Source organism: Enterobacter sp. BIDMC92, assembly GCF_001030225.1.
Lineage (GTDB): Bacteria > Pseudomonadota > Gammaproteobacteria > Enterobacterales > Enterobacteriaceae > Enterobacter > Enterobacter sichuanensis.
Window position 1 is genome coordinate 1,626,136 of sequence record NZ_KQ087598.1, and the last position, 21,816, is coordinate 1,647,951.

Genomic DNA, 21,816 nt, shown 5'->3' on the forward strand with positions numbered 1-21,816 from the left:
TTGACTGACAGGAAAACGCATGTCTTTACCGCAACTCTCGCTTTCAGCCGCACGTCATTTACACCTTGCTGCACAGGGGCTGCTTAAAAAGCCCCGTCGCCGTGCACAGCCTGCCGATATTCTCTCTACCGTCCAGCGCATGTCGCTACTTCAAATTGACACCATTAACATCGTGGCCCGCAGCCCTTATCTGGTGCTGTTTAGCCGGCTGGGGAGTTATCCTTCACAGTGGCTGGATGAGTCGCTCAGCAAGGGGGAGTTGATGGAGTATTGGGCGCACGAAGCCTGCTTCCTGCCCCGTAGCGACTTTGCCCTGGTTCGTCACCGTATGCTTGCGCCGGAGAAGATGGGCTGGAAATACCGCCAGGCGTGGATGCTGGAACATGCGGCTGAAATCGAGCAGCTTATCGCACATATTCAGGAGAACGGTCCGGTACGTTCCGCCGATTTTGAACATCCCCGGAAAGGCACGAGCGGCTGGTGGGAGTGGAAGCCACACAAACGTCATCTGGAAGGCCTGTTTACCTCAGGCAAAGTCATGGTGATTGAACGGCGTAATTTTCAGCGTGTTTACGACCTCACGCATCGCGTGATGCCGCACTGGGACGACGAGCGCGACCTGCTTTCCCGTGAGGCCGCTGAGGCCATCATGCTGGAAAACAGCGCCCGCAGCCTGGGTATTTTCCGTTCACAATGGCTGGCAGATTATTACCGTCTGCGCCAGCCCGCGCTAAAACCGCTGCTGGAAATGTGGCAACAAGAACAGCGCATAATCCCCGTCATGGTAGAAACACTGGGCGAAATGTGGCTGCATAAGGAGCTCTTCCCGCTATTGCCTCAGGCGCTGGAAGGGAAACTTCAGGCAACCCACAGCACGGTGCTGTCGCCTTTCGATCCGGTGGTCTGGGACAGAAAACGCGCCGAGCAGCTGTTCGGTTTCAGCTACCGGCTGGAGTGTTACACCCCGGCACCCAAGCGCCAGTATGGCTACTTCGTCTTACCTCTGCTGCATAAGGGGCAACTGGTCGGGCGTATGGATGCCAAAATGCACCGCAAGACCGGTACGCTTGAAATCATAGCGCTTTACCTGGAAGAGGGCGTCAGGGTGACGGCGGCTCTGGAAAAAGGGTTAACGCTCGCCATAAGCGAATTCGCGCGCTGGCAGGGGGCTCACGACGTGACGCTGGGTCGGGTACCTGATGGATTGTTTACATCCTGTCGAAGTGGCTGGGAAACAGGCACTCCCTGAAAAAGGAATGTGTTAAGCTTTAGCGATTACCCATACGGAGGAACTATGGATCACCGTTTACTTGAAATTATTGCCTGCCCGGTATGCAACGGCAAACTCTACTACAGCCAGGACAAACAAGAGCTGATTTGCAAGCTGGACAGTCTGGCTTTCCCGCTGCGTGACGGTATTCCGGTATTGCTGGAAAACGAAGCCCGTTCCCTGGTGGCAGAAGAGAGCAAACCATGAGTTTTGTTGTCATTATTCCTGCGCGTTACGCCTCAACCCGTCTGCCGGGTAAACCGCTGGTGGATATCAATGGCAAGCCGATGATCGTGCACGTCCTTGAACGTGCCCGTGAGTCGGGTGCTGAGCGCATTATCGTGGCGACCGACCATCCCGATGTGGCGCGTGCGGTTGAGGCTGCTGGTGGGGAAGTATGTATGACCCGCGCCGATCACCAGTCTGGCACCGAGCGTCTGGCGGAAGTGGTTGAGAAATGCGGTTTCAGCGATGATACGGTCATCGTGAACGTGCAGGGTGACGAGCCGATGATCCCGGCGGTCATTATTCGTCAGGTGGCAGAAAACCTGGCGCAGCGTCAGGTCGGAATGGCCACGCTGGCGGTGCCCATTCATCATGCAGAAGAAGCGTTCAATCCGAATGCGGTAAAGGTGGTGACGGATGCTGAGGGTTATGCGCTCTATTTCTCCCGCGCCACCATTCCGTGGGATCGCGATCGCTTTGCGGTTTCAAAAGAGACTATTGGTGATACCTTCCTGCGTCACATTGGCATCTACGGCTATCGCGCTGGCTTTATTCGTCGGTATGTGAGCTGGGCGCCGAGCCCACTGGAACATATCGAAATGCTGGAGCAGCTGCGCGTGCTCTGGTATGGCGAAAAAATCCACGTTGCTGTTGCCGAGGAGGTCCCTGGCACGGGCGTTGACACTCCTGAAGATCTTGAGCGCGTTCGCGCCGAACTGCATTAATCCTGCCTGCATCCCTCATGGAGGGATGCACTCTCCGGTTTATTTTTTCCTGTCTTTTCCATAATTGATCTCTGCAGGGTGACATCTGCTTTCAACGCGCTCATTATAAAAGCAGTAGTCTTAATGGGGGTAATCTCATATGGAACAGCTGCGTGCCGAACTGAGTCACCTGCTTGGCGAGAAATTAAGCCGGGTTGAATGTGTGAGTGAAAAGGCTGATACCGCGCTCTGGTCGTTGTACGACAGTCAGGGAAACCCAATGCCGCTGATGGCCAGGAGCTTTACCTCGCCGGGGGTTGCCCGCCAGCTCGCCTGGAAAATTTCAATGCTCGCACGGCAGGGAACCGTCCGTATGCCGACGGTTTATGGCGTGATGACGCATGAGGAGCACCCCGGCCCGGATGTGCTGCTGATTGAGCGGCTGCGCGGGGTGTCTGTTGAAGCCCCGGCACGTACGCCGGAGCGCTGGGAACAGCTCAAGGACCAGATTGTCGAGGCGCTGCTGGCCTGGCATCGTCAGGATAGCCGTGGACTCGTTGGCCCGGTCGACAGTACCCAGGAAAACCTGTGGCCGCTATGGTATCGCCAGCGGGTCGAAGTGCTGTGGGGGACGCTTAACCAGTTCAATAACACCGGTTTAACCATGCAGGACAAACGTATTCTGTTCCGCACCCGCGAGTGCTTACCGGCGCTGTTTGAAGGTTTTAATGACAACTGCGTGCTGATCCACGGTAATTTCACCCTGCGCAGCATGCTCAAGGACTCCCGCAGCGATCAGCTTCTGGCCATGCTGGGGCCGGGAGTCATGCTCTGGGCGCCGCGCGAATATGAGTTATTCAGGCTCAGCGACAGCGGGGCGGCGGAAGGTCTGCTTTGGCACTACCTTCAACGTGCGCCCGTTGCCGAAGCGTTTCTCTGGCGGCGCTGGCTCTACCTGCTGTGGGACGAGGTGGCACAACTGGTGAATACCGGTCGTTTCAATCGCGCCAACTTCGATCTGGCGACAAAATCACTCCTGCCCTGGCTTGCCTGAGGACCCCTTCAGCCACTGCCAGAGGCGTCCAAGCGTTTCATAACCCACGCGATCGCTGTGCATCAGCCAGGTCGGGGACGGGATCGCCCGTTCCCAGGGGTTAAGCGGCGCGTCTATGGCCATCTGGTTTGCCGGTGCCGGGAGCGGGTGCAGGCCCTGCTTTTCAAAGAAGATCATCGCTCTTGGCAAGTGCGAGGCGGAGGTCACCAGTAAGAACGGGACATCACCAATCGCCTGCTTCACCGCAGCGGCCTCTTCTTCGGTATCTTTTGGGCGGTCCAGGGTAATGATCGATGACCGCGGCACGCCGAGCGATTCCGCCACCCTGGCCCCCGCTTCAGCCGTACTCACCGGGTTGGTTTTAGCCGCTGCACCGGTGAAGATCATTTTTGATCCCGGATTCGCCAGCCACAGGCGAATGCCTTCGTTGAGCCGTGGCAGGCTGTTGTTGATCAGGTTTGAGCTGGGGGCCCAGTCCGGGTCCCAGGTATATCCGCCACCCAGCACCACGATGTAGGCCACTTTCTGATTACCCTGCCATGTTGGGTACCTGTTTTCGATGGGACGTAACAGGCCATCCGCGACCGGTTGCAGGCTCAGCAGCAGCAAGACCAGCCAGCCGAACGTAATAAGCGTTTTGCCACTTTTCTGAAAGCGACTGAACCACACCAGCGCCAACCCCAGCGCGATGATGAGCAGCAGGAGCGGAAGGGGAAGCATCATCCCTCCCACATATTTCTTCAGGGTAAAAAGCATCCTTTTTGGTTCCTTTTTTAACCATATAGCAGGTGAATACCCGTGATATTACACCAGAGAGGTTCATTCTCCGCGCGGGTGTGACAAAATAGCGGTTTTGCAGTTAGCGAGTGGAACTCTCCCAATGCGGGATCGCAATTTTGATGACATCGCGGAAAAGTTTTCGCGCAACATTTATGGCACCACTAAAGGGCAGCTCCGGCAGACGATCCTCTGGCAGGATCTGGACACGATTCTGGCCACCTTCGGGGGTCAAACGTTGCGCGTGCTGGACGCCGGAGGCGGTGAAGGACAGACGGCCATAAAAATGGCGGAACGCGGTCATCACGTCACGCTTTGCGATCTTTCTGCTGAAATGGTCGCCCGTGCGACGCGTGCAGCGGAAGAGAAAGGTGTGAGCGACAACATGCATTTTATACAATGCGCCGCTCAGGACATTGCACAGCATTTGGAAACCCAGGTTGATCTGATATTGTTTCATGCGGTGCTGGAGTGGGTGGCCGATCCGCAAAGCGTGTTACAAACCTTGTGGTCGATGTTGCGCCCGGGCGGCACGCTGTCGCTGATGTTCTACAATGCTAACGGCTTCCTGATGCACAACATGGTTGCGGGTAACTTCGACTATGTTCAGGTCGGGATGCCTAAAAAGAAAAAGCGCACGCTTTCCCCGGACTATCCGCGCGATCCGCAGCAGGTTTATGGCTGGCTGGAAGCGATCGGCTGGAAGATAACCGGGAAGACGGGCGTCAGGGTGTTTCATGATTATCTGCGTGAAAAACACAAACAGCGTGACTGTTTTGACACCTTAACAGAATTAGAAACGCGGTATTGCCGTCAGGAGCCTTTTGTCAGCCTTGGCCGCTATATTCACGTCACCGCGCACAAGCCGCAGATGCAAGGATAACCTATGAGTGAATTTTCCCAGACAGTCCCCGAACTGGTTGCCTGGGCCAGGAAAAACGATTTCTCCATCTCGCTGCCGGTAGACAGACTCTCTTTCCTGCTGGCGGTGGCCACGCTGAACGGCGAACGGCTGGACGGGGAAATGAGCGAGGGTGAACTGGTGGACGCGTTCCGCCATGTCAGTGATGCGTTTGAGCAAACCAGCGAAACCATTAGCGTGCGTGCCAACAACGCAATCAACGATATGGTGCGTCAACGTCTGCTGAACCGCTTTACCAGCGAGCAGGCGGAAGGAAACGCCATCTATCGCCTGACGCCACTGGGCATCGGCATTACCGATTACTACATCCGCCAGCGGGAATTTTCCACGCTGCGTCTCTCAATGCAGCTTTCGATTGTGGCGGGTGAGCTTAAGCGTGCCGCTGATGCTGCGGATGAAAACGGTGATGAGTTCCACTGGCACCGTAACGTCTACGCCCCGCTGAAATACTCGGTGGCGGAAATTTTCGACAGTATCGATCTGACCCAGCGTCTGATGGACGAACAGCAGCAGCAGGTGAAAGACGATATCGCGCAACTGCTGAATAAAGACTGGCGTGCGGCCATCTCCAGCTGCGAACTGCTGCTCTCAGAAACCTCCGGCACGCTGCGCGAATTGCAGGATACACTGGAGGCGGCGGGGGATAAGCTGCAGGCGAACCTGCTGCGCATTCAGGATGCGACTCTGGCGCATGACGATCTGCATTTTATCGACCGTCTGGTCTTTGATTTGCAGAGCAAGCTCGATCGCATTATCAGCTGGGGCCAGCAGTCGATCGACCTGTGGATCGGCTACGATCGCCACGTGCATAAATTTATCCGTACCGCGATCGATATGGATAAAAACCGCGTCTTTGCTCAGCGTCTGCGCCAGTCGGTACAGACCTATTTCGATGCGCCATGGGCGCTGACCTACGCCAACGCCGATCGTCTGCTGGATATGCGCGACGAAGAGATGGCGCTGCGCGATGAAGAGGTGACCGGTGAACTGCCACCGGATCTGGAATATGAAGAATTTAACGAAATTCGCGAGCAACTTGCGGCCATGATCGAAGAACAGCTCGCTGTCTACAAAACCAGACAAGTGCCGCTGGATCTTGGCCTCGTGGTGCGCGACTATCTGGCGCAATATCCTCGCGCGCGCCACTTCGACATTGCCCGCATTGTGGTAGACCAGGCGGTACGCCTGGGCATCGCGCAAGCAGATTTCACCGGACTGCCGCCGAAGTGGCAGCCAATTAACGATTACGGAGCCAAGGTACAGGCGCATGTCATTGACAAATATTGAACAAGTGATGCCAGTTAAGCTGGCACAGGCGCTGGCGAATCCGTTATTTCCGGCGCTGGACAGCCAGCTGCGTGCCGGTCGTCACATTGGCCTCGACGAGCTGGATAATCACGCCTTTTTGATGGACTTCCAGGAGTACCTGGAAGAGTTTTACGCACGCTACAACGTGGAGCTCATTCGCGCGCCGGAAGGGTTTTTCTACCTGCGCCCACGCTCCACGACGCTGATTCCGCGTTCCGTACTCTCCGAGCTGGATATGATGGTCGGCAAAATTCTGTGCTACCTCTATCTCAGCCCTGAACGTCTGGCCAATGAAGGTATCTTCACCCAGCAGGAGCTTTACGATGAGCTATTAACGCTGGCAGATGAGAGCAAGCTGCTTAAGCTGGTCAATAACCGTTCAACAGGGTCGGATCTCGATCGTCAGAAATTACAGGAAAAAGTCCGCTCCTCCCTGAACCGTCTGCGCCGTCTGGGGATGGTCTGGTTTATGGGCCACGACAGCAGCAAATTCCGCATTACGGAATCTGTCTTCCGCTTCGGCGCCGACGTGCGTGCGGGTGACGACGCGCGTGAAGCGCAGCTTCGCATGATCCGCGACGGTGAAGCGATGCCGGTGGAAAACCATTTGCAGCTCAATGATGAGCATGAAGAGAATCTGCCGGATAGCGGGGAGGAAGAGTAATGATTGAACGCGGTAAATTTCGCTCACTGACGCTGATTAACTGGAACGGCTTCTTTGCCCGAACGTTCGATCTGGACGAGCTGGTGACAACCCTCTCCGGCGGTAACGGCGCAGGGAAATCCACCACCATGGCGGCGTTTGTCACGGCGTTGATCCCTGACCTGACGCTGCTCCACTTCCGTAACACCACCGAAGCGGGGGCGACAAGTGGCTCCCGCGATAAAGGCCTCCACGGTAAGCTGAAGGCCGGTGTCTGCTATTCGGTGCTGGACGTCATTAACTCCCGTCATCAGCGTGTGGTGGTGGGCGTGCGACTGCAACAGGTGGCCGGACGCGACCGTAAAGTCGATATTAAACCGTTCGCCATTCAGGGACTGCCAACCTCAATGCAGCCGACGGCGCTGCTGACGGAAACCCTGAACGAGCGCCAGGCGCGCGTACTGACGCTGCAGGAGCTGAAAGATAAGCTTGAGACTATCGAAGGCGTGCAGTTCAAGCAGTTCAACTCGATTACCGACTACCACTCCCTGATGTTCGATCTGGGCGTGGTGGCGCGTCGTCTGCGCACGGCATCTGACCGTAGCAAATACTACCGTCTGATCGAAGCGTCCCTGTACGGCGGGATCTCCAGCGCCATTACCCGCTCCCTGCGCGACTACCTGTTGCCGGAAAACAGCGGGGTACGGAAGGCGTTCCAGGATATGGAAGCGGCGCTGCGTGAAAACCGCATGACGCTGGAAGCCATTCGCGTTACCCAGTCTGACCGCGATCTGTTTAAACACCTGATCAGCGAGGCCACCAACTACGTGGCGGCGGACTATATGCGTCACGCCAACGAGCGCCGCGTGCATCTCGATCAGGCATTAGAGTATCGTCGCGAGCTGTTTACCTCCCGTAAACAGCTGGTGGCCGAGCAGTATAAGCACGTTGAAATGGCGCGTGAACTGGGCGAACACAACGGTGCTGAGGGCGATCTGGAAGCCGATTACCAGGCTGCCAGCGATCACTTGAACCTGGTGCAAACCGCACTGCGTCAGCAGGAAAAAATCGAGCGCTATGAAGCGGATCTCGATGAACTGCAAATTCGTCTCGAAGAGCAAAATGAAGTGGTGGCCGAAGCCGCCGAGATGCAGGAAGAGAACGAAGCCCGTGCCGAAGCCGCCGAGCTGGAAGTGGATGAGCTGAAAAGCCAGCTTGCCGATTACCAGCAGGCGCTGGACGTGCAGCAGACGCGTGCGATTCAGTACACCCAGGCCCTGCAGGCGTTACAGCGCGCAAAAGAGCTGTGCCATCTGCCCGACTTAACGCCGGACAGCGCCGACGAATGGCTGGAAACCTTCCAGGCAAAAGAGCAGGAAGCAACGGAAAAACTGCTCTCTCTCGAACAGAAAATGAGCGTCGCGCAAACGGCGCACAGCCAGTTTGAGCAGGCTTATCAGCTGGTGGTGGCGATTAACGGCCCGCTGGCCCGTAACGAAGCGTGGGACGTTGCCCGCGAGTTGCTGCGCGATGGGGTGAACCAGCGCCATCTTGCCGAGCAGGTTCAGCCGCTGCGTATGCGCCTGAACGAACTGGAGCAGCGCCTGCGTGAGCAGCAGGAAGCCGAGCGTCTGCTGGCGGAGTTCTGCAAGCGCCAGGGGAAAAATTACGATTTCGACGAGCTTGAAGCCCTGCATCAGGAGCTGGAAGCCCGTATTGCCGCGCTTTCCGATTCCGTATCCAGCGCCAGCGAACAGCGCATGACCCTGCGCCAGGAGCTGGAGCAGCTTCAGTCCCGCTCTCAGGCGCTGCTGCAGCGTGCGCCGGTCTGGCTGGCGGCCCAGAGCAGCCTTAACCAGTTGAGTGAGCAGTGTGGCGAGCAGTTCGAATCCAGCCAGGAAGTCACTGAATACCTGCAGCAGTTGCTGGAGCGCGAGCGCGAGGCGATTGTTGAGCGTGATGAAGTGGGTGCGCGCAAGCGTGACGTCGACGAAGAAATTGAGCGCTTAAGCCAGCCGGGCGGTGCGGAAGACCCGCGTCTCAATGCCCTGGCGGAGCGTTTTGGCGGCGTGCTGCTGTCCGAAATTTATGACGATGTCGGTCTGGATGATGCGCCGTACTTCTCGGCGCTGTATGGCCCGTCGCGTAACGCGATTGTGGTCCCGGATCTGTCGCTAATTTCTGAGCAGCTTGCCGGTCTGGAAGATTGCCCGGAAGATCTCTACCTGATTGAAGGGGATCCGCAGTCATTTGATGACAGCGTATTCAGCGTCGATGAGCTGGAAAAAGCGGTGGTGGTGAAAATCGCCGATCGCCAGTGGCGTTATTCCCGCTTCCCGGAACTGCCGCTGTTCGGTCGCGCCGCGCGTGAAAGCCGCATTGAAAGCCTTCACGCCGAACGTGAAACGTTGTCTGAACGTTTTGCGACCCTGTCGTTTGACGTCCAGAAAACCCAGCGCCTGCACCAGGCGTTCAGCCGCTTTATCGGCAGCCATCTGGCTGTGGCCTTTGAAGCTGACCCGGAAGCGGAAATTCGCAAGCTCAACACCCGCCGTGGTGAGCTGGAGCGTGCGATTGCCGCGCACGAAAATGATAACCAGCAGAGCCGCGTCCAGTTCGAGCAGGCGAAAGAGGGCGTTGCGGCCCTTAACCGTATCCTGCCGCGCCTGAATCTGCTGGCCGATGACACGCTGGCTGACCGTGTGGATGAGATCCAGGAACGTCTGGATGAAGCGCAGGAAGCCGCCCGCTTTGTGCAGCAGCACGGCAACCAGCTGGCGAAGCTGGAGCCCGTCGTGTCTGTGCTGCAGAGCGACCCGGAACAGTTCGAGCAGTTAAAAGAAGATTATGCCTGGTCGCAGCAGGTGCAGCGCGAAGCGCGCCAGCAGGCGTTTGCCCTGACGGAAGTGGTGCAGCGTCGTGCCCACTTCGGCTACTCCGACTCGGCCGAAATGCTGAGCGGTAACAGCGATCTGAACGAAAAATTACGTCAGCGTCTTGAGCAGGCTGAAGCGGAACGTACCCGCGCCCGTGAAGCGATGCGCAGCCACTCCGCTCAGCTGAACCAGTACAACCAGGTGCTGGCTTCACTGAAAAGCTCCTTCGATACCAAGAAAGAGCTGCTCAACGATCTGCACAAAGAGCTTCAGGACATCGGCGTGCGTGCTGACAGCGGGGCAGAAGAGCGGGCGCGCATTCGTCGTGACGAATTGCATGCCCAGCTCAGTAATAACCGCGCACGACGCAATCAGCTGGAAAAAGCGCTGACCTTCTGTGAAGCGGAAATGGATAACCTGACCCGTCGCCTGCGCAAGCTGGAGCGTGACTACCATGAAATGCGTGAGCAGGTCGTCAGCGCGAAGGCGGGCTGGTGCGCGGTCATGCGGATGGTGAAAGACAATAACGTTGAGCGTCGTCTGCACCGCCGTGAACTGGCTTACCTCTCTGCCGATGAGCTGCGTTCCATGTCGGATAAGGCGCTGGGTGCGCTGCGTCTGGCGGTGGCAGATAACGAGCATCTGCGCGATGTTCTGCGGATGTCAGAGGATCCGAAACGTCCGGAACGTAAAATTCAGTTCTTCGTGGCGGTTTACCAGCACCTGCGCGAGCGTATTCGTCAGGACATTATCCGTACCGACGATCCGGTTGAAGCCATCGAGCAGATGGAGATCGAACTGGGGCGTCTGACGGAAGAGCTGACCTCCCGTGAACAGAAGCTGGCGATCAGCTCCCGCAGCGTGGCGAACATCATCCGCAAAACCATTCAACGCGAGCAGAACCGTATTCGCCAGCTGAACCAGGGGCTGCAGAGCGTGTCGTTTGGTCAGGTGAACAGCGTGCGCCTCAACGTCAACGTGCGTGAAGCCCACGCGACGCTGCTGGAGGTGCTGTCTGAGCAGCATGAGCAGCATCAGGACCTGTTCAACAGCAACCGTCTGACCTTCTCTGAAGCGCTGGCTAAGCTGTATCAGCGCCTGAACCCGCAGATTGATATGGGGCAGCGTACGCCACAAACCATCGGTGAAGAGCTGCTGGATTACCGTAACTACCTGGAGATGGAAGTTGAGGTCAACCGTGGCTCCGACGGCTGGCTGCGTGCTGAATCCGGCGCGCTCTCCACCGGTGAAGCGATCGGTACCGGGATGTCGATTCTGGTGATGGTTGTACAGAGCTGGGAAGATGAAGCGCGTCGTCTGCGCGGGAAAGACATCTCCCCATGCCGACTGCTGTTCCTGGATGAAGCGGCGCGTCTCGACGCCCGATCCATCGCCACGCTGTTTGAGCTTTGCGAACGTCTCGATATGCAGCTCATCATTGCGGCACCGGAAAACATCAGCCCGGAAAAAGGGACCACCTATAAACTGGTGCGTAAGGTGTTCCAGAACAGTGAGCACGTACACGTTGTCGGGCTGCGCGGTTTTGCCCCGCAGCCGCCGGAGTCATTGCCGGATGCGGCTGGCGCTTCGTAGCGTATTTTTATCAATAATGTAGCCGTCTGTCCTGCCGGGCGGTGCTACGCACAACATGTCTTTTTTAAACGCAACCCCCGGGTTGCGTTTTTATTTTAATGTAAGATGTTTTAAAGTTTTTATTAAGTAAATATAAAGACCTTCTGATAACAACATTGTCGCTGCAATTTATTCACGCCATAAATGAATCTGGCTGTATTTACGTATTATAAATAAAATTATTTGTTTTTATATTGATGTGATTTATTGGTTGCAGTCGGAATGCCCTCTCTATACGCAAAGCTCTCTTCCCGAGTGGTATTGAAAACGTTCTGAGTGAACAATAGAATAATAATTTGCAATCTTCTTTTAATGGAAATGGTAATATTATGAAATCAGGAACAAGGAAGTTGTTCGCTGTCATACAAATTGCGTTACAGCTGCTTCCTCCCTCATCAGTACTTTATTTGTCTCCGGTATTTAACGCCAGCGCGCAGGAAAAAATATCTTCTCCTGAAAAAGTATCGGCAAAAAATTCAGATCAAGGTGCAGACAGCATCGCGCAGACGGCCGTTCAGGCTGGCTCCCTGCTCAGCAGCGACAACGCCTCTGACGCCCTCGTCAGCACGGTGGTCAACGCCGCCACCGGCAAGGCGGCCTCCAGTGTGCAGGAGTGGCTGAGCCAGTTTGGCACCGCCCGGGTGAATATCAGCACCGATGAACATTTCACGCTTAATGATTCCGATCTGGATTTACTGCTTCCGTTATATAACGGAAAAGAAAACCTGCTTTTCACCCAGTTAGGTGGCCGCCGTCACGATGACCGTAATATTGTCAATGGCGGATTTGGCTATCGCCATTTTAATGATAACTGGATGTGGGGAACCAATATTTTCTACGATCGGCAGGTTTCCGGTAATGAGCATCAGCGTCTCGGTTTTGGCACCGAGTTGGGATGGGATTACTTGAAGTTGTCCGCGAACGGTTATTTACGTCTGAGCGACTGGATGTCCTCTTCCCGCTATGAAGATTACGACGAGCGTGTGGCGAACGGATTTGATATTCGCGCCACCGGTTATTTACCGGCGTACCCGCAGTTAGGGGCGAATATTATTTACGAACAGTATTTTGGCGACAGCGTCGGACTGTTTGGCGATGACGAAGACGACAGACAAAAAGATCCCTATGCCGTCACGGTCGGCGTGAACTACACGCCGGTACCGCTGGTGACGATGGGTCTGAACCAGAAGATGGGCAAGAGCGGTGAGAATGACACCCAGGTGAACCTGGCGCTGACCTGGACGCCGGGTGTGCCGCTGAGTGCTCAGCTCGATCCGTCGCAGGTGGCGCAGCGCCGCACTCTGCAGGGGGGCCGGATGGATCTGGTCGATCGCAACAACAACATCGTGCTGGAGTACCGCAAGCAGGAGCTGATTTCCCTCTCGCTGCCACCGGAACTGGAAGGGGCGGAGAAGTCAAAACAGGCCGTGACGGCGAAGGTAAAAGCGAAGCACGGTCTCGACCGCATTGAATGGCGGGGCGACAGCTTCTTCAGCCACGGCGGGAAAATCACGGCGGGCAGCAGCCCGGAACAGGTTGTCATGACGCTGCCGGTCTGGCAGGGCAGCGGCAGCAACAGCTACACCCTGAGCGCCACCGCGTGGGATAAAAAGGGCAATGCCTCGTCGCCGGAGCGGATAAACGTTACGGTGAACGGGATCGACGTCAACACCCTGCAGTCCACGACCACGGTTTCGTCGGCTAAGGTACCAGCAGACGGAAAAAGCACTGCTGTGGTGAGCGTGACGCTCAAAACCAGCGCGGGTGAAGCCGCAACGGGCCTGGCTTCACGTCTGACGGCCACGCTGACTTCATCGGTCACCGCTGCTGCGAAAGCCGCGGGGGCGATAACCGACAAGGCGCCGACGATGGGGGCCTTTACGGAGTCCGGCAGCGGCATCTACACGGCCACGCTGATCAGCGGTACTACGCCGGACACTCTGACCATTCAGCCGTTGATTGATGGCACCACAACACTGGCCACCGCGACGCTGATTGAAGAGGCGACGGTCATTTTACCGCAGTTAACCACGCTCGATACCTCCGCAAACAGTGCGCTGGCGAGCGGCAGCGCGCCTATCACCCTGACGGCACACGTGACGGATCAGTACGGCAAGGTTCTGAAAGATGCCGTGGTGAACTGGTCTGCCGACAGTGCTCAGGCGGTACTTTCGGCTTCTCAGACCAGTACCGATGAGACCGGCGCCGCGCAAATCCAGGTGTCCAGTAAGGATGTCATTACCACGGTGGTGACGGCGCAATTGCAGGGCGGCAATGCTCTGAGCTCGCCATCACTGACGTTCACTGCTGATATGTCCACGGCAAAAGTGGTGGCGATTGACAGTGAGAAAGACAGGGTGGTGGCGAACAATACCGACACTAGCGTGGTAACGGCGCAGGTCACGGACGGCTACAGCCATCCGGTCTCCGGCGTGACGGTGAACTGGACGGTGAAAATGGACGATACGGCGGTTGCCACGAAAACATCGACCACCGACAGCAGCGGTAATGCGGTGTTGTCCCTGAAGTCGTCAAAAACCGGCACCATTACGGTGAATGCAGAAGTCAACGGCACCACCCAGGAAACGAACCCGATCACCTTTGTGGCGGATACCAGCACGGTAGTGATCAGCCAGATTACACCCGACAAGCAACAAGGGGTGGCAAACGGCACGGACAGCATCACCTATCAAGCCACGGTGACAGATGCGAAGGGGAACGCGATCGCGGGCGCGACGGTGAACTGGTCGGCGGATAACCGCGATGTGAAGCTGAGTGCCGCGCAGACCACCAGCGCCGCAGACGGCACGTCGCAGATTACGATCACCTCCGTTAAGGCGGGCGATGTGGTGGTAACGGTGCAGACCAGCGAGGCGACGCCAAAGGCGGCGGATAAGGTGACTTTCGTGGCGGACGCTGCGACAGCGAAGGTCACCGGCATCCAGGCAGATAAAACGCAGGCGGTGGCTGACGGCGCCGATGTGATCACCTGGACGGCCACGGTGACGGATGCGAACGATAACGTGGTGACGGGGACCACCCTGAACTGGAGCACCACCCAGGACGGTGTGACGCTTACGCCAGCCAGCAGCGATACTGACGTTAATGGCACGGCGACCACTGCGGGAACCTCAGTGAAAGCGGGCACGGCGGTCAAGGTGACGGCAACGCCAGCGACGAACACCAGCGGTGAGAAAACCGACGGTGCGGTGACATTTATCGGAGATGTCAAAACAGCAACGGTGGCCTCCCTGACGCCGTCTTCCACTCATGTGTCGATAAACGGGAGTGGGGTGACCTATACCGCAGTGGTAACTGATGCTAACGGTAACCCGTTACAGGGGGAGACGGTCACCTGGACAACCAGTATTAATACATTGTCTGCAACGGAAAGCACGACTAACAGTTCCGGTAAAACAAGCGTAACGCTGAGAGGTGCAACCCGTGGGTCGGTGACGGTAACGGCTACGGCAGGCGGCACCACACTGGAAGACAGAAGTGTGGATTTCTTTGATACTGTCTCTTATGACTGGACTATCACGGGTGCATCAGGACAATATAAAAGTGAGGTTATTACGGATTATTCATCGGTCGGATTTATCGCCACAGGTGATACGGTTGGACCAACATCTTTATATAAAAGCGGACGTTCGGGTCAGCCAGCAACGACCCTGACCGTGCCGATGAAGGATGAGAACGATGTTGTTCACAACGTTGTATTTAAAGGTGTCAGACAGACAGAGGGATGTGTTACTGTTCCGTTTAACGACGCAACTGTCTGCGAAACTTTACGTAATAAACCGCAACTGAATTATAACGCAAGCGACAATCCGTCGTTACCTAAGGGGATCTATGAGGGCGTGATTACGTTTGATGGCCAGGACTACAATACCCAGGCTCGGCTATTAAGTTATCACATCAATACTCTCTTAACCGTAGAGTAATTCCTTCCCCCCGCAGCCACCCTGCTGCGGGGTTTTTCTCTTATCACTTAACTTCTTTCTTCCGCTGCGTTATCTTTAAGCTTCTTTACATAAGGTAAGGCAACACTGATTACGCCTTTCTATAATGAAGAAAAGCCCCATTGTGATGGGCATGTCGTGAGAAAACAGGGGGCAAGGGATGTTGCTAAAGAATCAATGTGGTCGTCAGCTGTCAGCACTCGGTTTGTGCCTGGCAGTGATGTTTGCTCCACTGTTAACCGCTCAGGCCGATGAGCCTGAAATCGTGCCGACTGACAGCTCCGCCACGACCGGCGCGCAGCCGACGTCGCTGTCGCAACCGCTGGACCAATCTCCGGCGACGGCGATTATGGCCGGCATCAGGCCGTTACCGGAGGGTATCGACGCAGAGTCTCTTAGTCAGCAGCTGCGCTCCGGGCTTCCTGCCGGATACACACCCGCCTATATTAACCAGCTCACGCTGCTGTATGCGGCACGCGATATGAAACCCATGTGGGAAAACCGGGATGCCGTGCGTGCCTTCCAGCAACAGCTGGCGGAAGTGGCGATAGCAGGTTTCCAGCCTCAGTTTACGCAGTGGGTGGAACTGCTAACCGACCCGGCGGTCACCGGTCAGGCACGGGATGTGGTGCTCTCTGATGCCATGATGGGCTACCTGCAGTTTGTGGCTGGTATTCCGGTCAACGGCAATCGCTGGTTGTACAGTGATAAGCCTTACAAGCTGGCGACGCCAGCCCTGTCAGTGATTAATCAGTGGCAACTGGCCCTGGACAACGGCCAGTTGCCGCAGTTTATTGCCAGCCTCGCGCCGGCGCATCCGCAATATGCCACGATGCATCAGTCGCTGCTTACGCTGGTGGCGGATTCCCGTCCGTGGCCGCAGATGCGCGGTACCGCGACGCTGCGTCCGGGACAGTGGAGCAGCGATGTTCCCGCCCTGCGTGAAATTCTGAAACGTTCCGGTCTTCTGGACAGCGGGCCGAAGATAGCCCTTCCAGGCGATGAGGCGCAAGACGCTGTGGTTAGCCCGTCAGCCTCAGTAAAAGAGAAGAGGTTGAGTGATAAGCCTGCAGCTTACGATCGGGAACTGGTTGCGGCGGTTAAACAGTTCCAGGCGGCTCAGGGGCTGGGCGCGGACGGCGTAATCGGTAAATCAACGCGTGACTGGCTGAACGTTTCACCTGCGCAACGCGCCGGGGTGCTGGCGCTGAACATCCAGCGGTTGCGCTTGCTGCCGGGCACGCTCTCCACCGGGATAATGGTTAACATTCCGGCGTATTCGCTGGTCTATTACCAGAACGGCAGCGAAGTATTGGCGTCGCGCGTCATTGTCGGGCGGCCGGATCGCAAAACACCGCTGATGAGCAGTGCGCTGAATAACGTGGTCGTCAACCCGCCGTGGAATGTGCCGCCGACGCTGGCGCGTAAAGACATTCTGCCGAAGGTGTGGAACGATCCGGGTTATCTGGAACGTCATGGCTATACGGTGATGCGCGGCTGGAACAGCAAAGAAGCGATTGATCCTTATATGGTCGACTGGTCGACGATCACGCCGTCGAATCTGCCGTTCCGTTTCCAGCAGGCTCCCGGGGCGCATAACTCGCTGGGACGTTACAAATTCAATATGCCGAGTTCAGAAGCGATCTATCTGCACGATACTCCGAATCACAACCTGTTCCAGAAAGAGACCCGTGCGCTAAGTTCTGGCTGTGTACGCGTGAACAAAGCCTCGGAGCTGGCCAACATGCTGCTGCAGGATGCGGGCTGGAATGACACCCGTATTTCGGATGCTCTGAAACAGGGGGATACGCGTTACGTTAATATTCGACACAATATTCCGGTCAATCTTTACTACCTGACGGCGTTTGTTGGCGAAGACGGGCGTACCCAGTACCGTACAGATATTTACAATTATGATCTCACCGCGCGATCCGGTGCACAAATTTTGCCAAAAGCGGAACAATTAATCAGGTAAATGAAGCAGTTCGGGAAAAATGATTGTCGTAAGTTATGGTGAACACGGGGCGATATCGCTGTAAGCCGCGTGTTCACTGGGGTTGGGCGCCTTGACGTACCCGGTTTTGCCAGTTATGGTGCCCTTCGTGCGCTAAGCATATTACGATTTCTTTGACCTGTAGACCTGATTATCATGGACAAATTTGACGCTAATCGCCGCAAACTGCTGGCGTTAGGTGGTGTTGCGCTTGGCGCAGCGGCCATCTTGCCGACGCCAGCATTTGCCACCCTCTCGACACCTCGTCCGCGAGTTTTAACGCTCAACAATCTTCACACCGGTGAGTCGCTAAAAGCGGAGTTCTTCGATGGCAGAGGCTATATTCAGGATGAATTAGCAAGACTTAACCATTTTTTCCGTGATTTCCGCGCGAATAAAGTAAAAGCCATCGATCCAGGACTGTTTGACCAGCTTTTCCGCCTTCAGGGCCTGCTGGGTACCAGCAAGCCGGTGCAGCTTATTTCGGGTTATCGTTCCATTGATACCAATAATGAGCTGCGCGCCCATAGTCGCGGGGTAGCGAAAAAAAGCTACCACACGAAGGGACAGGCAATGGATTTCCATATTGAGGGCGTTTCGTTAGCCAATATTCGCAAAGCTGCGTTATCTATGCGCGCAGGTGGTGTAGGATATTACCCCAGCAGCAACTTTGTGCATATTGATACCGGTCCGGTCCGGCACTGGTAATAACGAAACACAGGAGCAGTATGAACTATCGTATTATTCCGGTTACCGCGTTCTCCCAGAATTGTTCACTTATCTGGTGCGAACAAACTAAACTGGCCGCGCTTGTCGATCCCGGCGGCGACGCTGAGAAAATCAAGCAGGAAGTCGCTGACAGCGGTGTGACGCTGATGCAAATTTTGCTGACGCATGGTCACCTTGACCATGTTGGCGCAGCGGCGGAACTGGCACAACATTATGGCGTGCCGGTGATTGGTCCGGAAAAAGAAGATGAGTTCTGGCTGCAGGGGTTACCTGCCCAAAGCCGCATGTTTGGCCTTGATGAGTGTCAGCCTCTGACGCCCGATCGCTGGCTAAACGAAGGAGAGCGCGTTAACGTAGGGAATGTGACTTTACAGGTGTTGCATTGTCCTGGGCATACGCCAGGCCATATTGTCTTCTTTGATGACCAGTCCCGTCTGCTGATTTCCGGCGACGTGATTTTCAAAGGTGGCGTAGGACGCAGCGATTTTCCGCGCGGCGATCACGGGCAGTTGATTCAGTCGATTAAACAGAAGTTGTTGCCGCTGGGTGATGACGTGACGTTTATCCCTGGACACGGCCCGATGTCGACGCTGGGCTATGAACGGCTCCACAACCCGTTCCTTCAGGATGAAATGCCTGTCTGGTAATCCGAAATAAAAAAAGCCTGCATAACGCAGGCTTTTTTATGGGCGCATATTACAGTACGGCGACAATCGCTTCGCACAATGGCGCCATGTTGTCAGGTGTCATGCCCGCAACGTTGACACGGCCAGACGCCACGGCGTACACGCCAAACTCTTCACGCAGACGCAGAACCTGCTCTTTGGTCAGGCCGCTGAAAGAGAACATACCGTTCTGTTTGGTGATAAAGCTGAAGTCGCGGTCAGCACCTTTCTCCGCCAGAGTGTTCACAAACAGCAGACGCATGCGCTGGATACGCTGACGCATATCGTTCAACTCTTGTTCCCAGATGGCGCGCAGCGCATCGTTGCTCAGAATAGTGGCAACAACAGAGGCACCGTGTGCTGGTGGGTTAGAGTAGTTCGCACGGATAACCGACTTCATCTGGCTGAAGGCACGATCGGCGGTCTCTTCGTTTGCCGCAACCAGCGTACAGGCACCTACACGCTCATTATACAGACCGAAGTTCTTGGAGTAGGAGCTTGCAACAATCAGCTCCTGATGGACGGCTGCGAACGCGCGCAGGCCTTCGGCGTCTTCTTCCAGACCACGGGCGAAGCCCTGGTAGGCAAAGTCAAACAGCGGCAGCCAGCCCTTCTCAACAGAAAGCTTAGCCAGCTGTTCCCACTGCTCAAGCGTTGGATCGATACCGGTTGGGTTGTGGCAGCAGCCGTGGAACAGTACCACGTCGCCTGCCTGCGCGTCGCTCAGGCTTGCCAGCAGGCCGTCAAAATCAAGAGAGTGGTTTGCCGCATCATAGTAAGCATATTCGCGCACTTCGAGACCCGCAGAGTTGAAGACGCTCTTGTGGTTTGGCCAGCTTGGGTTACTCACCCAGACGCGCTTAACAGAGGTGTTTTTCGCAAGGAAATCCGCCGCCACGCGCAGAGCACCGGTACCGCCAGGGGTCTGTGCTGTACGGGCACGTTTGTCACTTACAATTGCGCTGCCTTTACCGAACAGCAGCTCCTGGGTGCAGCGACCAAATTCAGGGATACCATCAATACCGAGGTAGTTTTTGGTGGTTTCATTTTCCAGCAGATACTGCTCAGCTTTCTTGACGCTGGTCAGTACCGGAGTTTTGCCGGTTTCATCTTTATATACACCAATACCCAGGTTGATTTTGCCAGGGCGGTCGTCGGCACGAAACAGATCGGCCAGGCCCAGAATCGGGTCGGCAGGAGCGGCGGTAATGTTCTCAAACATGACGAAGTTCCATTGTGATTACAGAAGTGAAATCCGCTATCAGGTTAACGGTAGATTTACAAAATGCCAACCGTTTGCGACGAAAAGCGTGCGGCTTTTCAAAAGTCGCTATTATTTTCTGTCGGGCATAAAAAAACAGGGCCGAAGCCCTGTTCATTAAGCATATAACATAGTGGTGTTCTGATTAGAACTGGTAGGTCACAGCCATTGCAACCTGGTCGTCTTTACCGTTCACGATGCCGACGTTACGAGAGTAGTCGGTGTCGTCGATCAGGTTCAGCTGGTAGTCAACATAGATGTTGAAGTTTTTGTTGAAGTAGTAAGTCGCACCCAGTTCAACGAATTTCTGCAGGTCAGCATCGCCGCCAGAGAAGGTGCCACGCTGTGCCAGGTTTTTACCTTTAGACTGAACGTAGGACACGGACGGACGCAGACCGAAGTCGAACTGGTACTGAGCGATCACTTCGAAGTTCTGAGTTTTGTTCGCGAATGAACCGTCAGCTTCACGGGTCATGTTGCGGGTTTCAGCGTAGGTGGTCGCCAGGTAGATGTTGTTCGCGTCGTATTTCGCGCCAACTGCCCATGCTTCAGCTTTTTCGCCTTTACCGTCAGCGCTCTGCGCATTAGTACGGTCAGAGTTGCTGTAAGCACCGATCAGGCCGAAACCTTCGCCGAATTCATAGCCCAGAGAGGTACCGAAGCCGTCACCGTTAGCCGTTCTCACGTCGGTACGCTCGTTTTTACCCTGATACTGCAGGCCCAGGCTCAGACCGTCAACCAGACCGAAGAAGTCAGAGTTGCGGTAGGTCAGCAGACCAGAGTTACGGCCAGTCATGAAGTTATCAGAGTAGTTAGCCCAGGTCATACCAGAGAAGGATGGGGCCATATCGGTATAAGATTCTACATCGTATACGATACCGTAGTTACGGCCGTAATCGATGGAGCCCGCATCACCGGCTTTCAGACCAGCGAACGCCAGACGGGTACGCTGAGTCTGGTTGCTTTCTGCCTGGCTTGCCAGCGCACGGTATTCCCACTGACCGTAACCGGTCAGCTGGTCATTAATTTGAGTTTCGCCTTTGAAACCGATCTGAGCATAGGTTGCATCGCTGCTGTCAGTGTTGTCACCTGAAGTTACGAAGTCGTGCTCACCTACAACTTTCCCGTACAGATCCAGTTTGTTGCCGTTTTTGTTATAGATTTCTGCAGCGTTAGCTGCACCGGCTACCAGCAGGGCAGGGATTACCACTGCCAGAATATTGCGCTTCATCATTATTTATTACCCTCATTGGTTTTTTTATGACACTCGCCACTGCCGTCAATAAATTCTGTCAATAAATATTTCCGGAACTATTGATGAGAGTTTGGTGTCTTTATGTATCTGACAGGCATCTTTCCATTCACCGAAGCGTTTCGCTAGCCTCAAAGTGCTACAAATCTCAAGATTAAGTAACAACAAGAAAATATGTGTAACTAAATATGTATTTTTCGGAACTTTGTGAACCATCTCAAACTTCAGAACTCGCTGGCGAATTAAACAACAGGGTGTTTCCTATATATATGAATTCCTTATGATTAATTTGGATAAAGGCATTTCATATAAACAGACCTTAAACGACTCGCTTTTTCTTATGGCGCAATAAAGACGTCTGGATGGCTTAAAAAGTGGTTGAAATTTGTGCTATTGCTTGAGGATGTATTAATCGCAATAAGAATGGGGTTTATTTTTTGTGGCTGGATATTTCACGGAAACAAAACGTAACAGGTAGTGGTTGTGACGGGGAGAAGGTTTAAAGATGCTGACTTTACGCTGACGAAAACTGACAATGCAGAA

At 55.2% G+C, this 21,816-nt stretch carries 15 protein-coding genes; 12 read left to right on the forward strand and 3 right to left on the reverse strand.

Annotated features, from left to right (window positions below):
• Positions 1-19 precede the first annotated feature (19 nt).
• The 4 genes from SP99_RS07395 to SP99_RS07410 all read left to right on the forward strand — a co-directional run bounded on the left by SP99_RS07395 (position 20) and on the right by SP99_RS07410 (position 3,253).
• Positions 20-1,249: a winged helix-turn-helix domain-containing protein gene (locus tag SP99_RS07395; RefSeq protein WP_047958159.1), complete on the forward strand. Its 1,230-nt coding sequence runs from the start codon at positions 20-22 to the stop codon at positions 1,247-1,249.
• A 45-nt stretch (positions 1,250-1,294) separates the two neighbouring features.
• Positions 1,295-1,477, forward strand: a complete 183-nt coding sequence (gene ycaR, locus SP99_RS07400) for a protein YcaR (protein ID WP_006174474.1) — start codon at positions 1,295-1,297, stop codon at positions 1,475-1,477.
• Positions 1,474-2,220, forward strand: coding sequence for a 3-deoxy-manno-octulosonate cytidylyltransferase (kdsB, locus tag SP99_RS07405; protein ID WP_047958160.1), 747 nt, complete (start codon positions 1,474-1,476; stop codon positions 2,218-2,220). Before ycaR ends, kdsB begins: the two co-directional genes overlap by 4 nt.
• 139 nt (positions 2,221-2,359) lie before the next feature.
• On the forward strand, positions 2,360-3,253 hold the full coding sequence (locus tag SP99_RS07410; protein WP_025756004.1) for a YcbJ family phosphotransferase: 894 nt from the start codon (positions 2,360-2,362) through the stop codon (positions 3,251-3,253).
• Here the strand turns inward: SP99_RS07410 and elyC are convergent.
• Positions 3,230-4,009: an envelope biogenesis factor ElyC gene (gene elyC, locus SP99_RS07415; RefSeq protein ID WP_047958161.1), complete on the reverse strand. Its 780-nt coding sequence runs from the start codon at positions 4,007-4,009 to the stop codon at positions 3,230-3,232. The genes SP99_RS07410 and elyC overlap by 24 nt on opposite strands.
• Positions 4,010-4,133: 124 nt before the next feature.
• Here elyC and cmoM point away from each other — a divergent pair, with 124 nt between their 5' ends.
• The 8 genes from cmoM to SP99_RS07455 all read left to right on the forward strand — a co-directional run bounded on the left by cmoM (position 4,134) and on the right by SP99_RS07455 (position 18,742).
• A complete protein-coding gene (gene cmoM, locus SP99_RS07420) occupies positions 4,134-4,913 on the forward strand; it encodes a tRNA uridine 5-oxyacetic acid(34) methyltransferase CmoM (RefSeq protein WP_025756002.1) in 780 nt (259 codons plus the stop codon).
• 3 nt (positions 4,914-4,916) lie between these two features.
• Positions 4,917-6,239 (forward strand): chromosome partition protein MukF, encoded by a 1,323-nt coding sequence (mukF, locus tag SP99_RS07425; protein WP_025756001.1) that lies wholly within the window; start codon positions 4,917-4,919, stop codon positions 6,237-6,239.
• On the forward strand, positions 6,220-6,924 hold the full coding sequence (mukE, locus tag SP99_RS07430) for a chromosome partition protein MukE (RefSeq protein ID WP_008499954.1): 705 nt from the start codon (positions 6,220-6,222) through the stop codon (positions 6,922-6,924). Before mukF ends, mukE begins: the two co-directional genes overlap by 20 nt.
• Entirely contained in the window at positions 6,924-11,372 is a 4,449-nt protein-coding gene (gene mukB, locus SP99_RS07435; protein ID WP_047958162.1) for a chromosome partition protein MukB, read from the forward strand. Before mukE ends, mukB begins: the two co-directional genes overlap by 1 nt.
• A gap of 446 nt (positions 11,373-11,818) precedes the next feature.
• Positions 11,819-15,355 (forward strand): inverse autotransporter beta domain-containing protein, encoded by a 3,537-nt coding sequence (locus tag SP99_RS07440; protein WP_231584222.1) that lies wholly within the window; start codon positions 11,819-11,821, stop codon positions 15,353-15,355.
• Positions 15,356-15,533: 178 nt separating this feature from the next.
• On the forward strand, positions 15,534-17,348 hold the full coding sequence (gene ldtD / locus SP99_RS07445) for a L,D-transpeptidase (RefSeq protein ID WP_047958164.1): 1,815 nt from the start codon (positions 15,534-15,536) through the stop codon (positions 17,346-17,348).
• 174 nt (positions 17,349-17,522) lie between these two features.
• On the forward strand, positions 17,523-18,074 hold the full coding sequence (locus SP99_RS07450; protein ID WP_025755997.1) for a peptidoglycan L,D-endopeptidase MepK: 552 nt from the start codon (positions 17,523-17,525) through the stop codon (positions 18,072-18,074).
• Positions 18,075-18,094: 20 nt separating this feature from the next.
• Positions 18,095-18,742, forward strand: coding sequence for an MBL fold metallo-hydrolase (locus SP99_RS07455; protein WP_025755996.1), 648 nt, complete (start codon positions 18,095-18,097; stop codon positions 18,740-18,742).
• Positions 18,743-18,791: 49 nt separating this feature from the next.
• On the opposite strand, the gene SP99_RS07460 is transcribed toward SP99_RS07455, so the two are convergent.
• Both SP99_RS07460 and SP99_RS07465 read right to left on the reverse strand, forming a co-directional pair.
• Positions 18,792-19,982 carry an amino acid aminotransferase gene (locus SP99_RS07460; protein ID WP_025755995.1) on the reverse strand — a complete coding sequence of 397 codons (1,191 nt, stop codon included), beginning with the start codon at positions 19,980-19,982 and terminating at the stop codon, positions 18,792-18,794.
• A 184-nt stretch (positions 19,983-20,166) separates the two neighbouring features.
• A complete protein-coding gene (locus tag SP99_RS07465) occupies positions 20,167-21,255 on the reverse strand; it encodes a porin (protein ID WP_047958165.1) in 1,089 nt (362 codons plus the stop codon).
• Between the last annotated feature and the right edge of the window lie 561 nt (positions 21,256-21,816).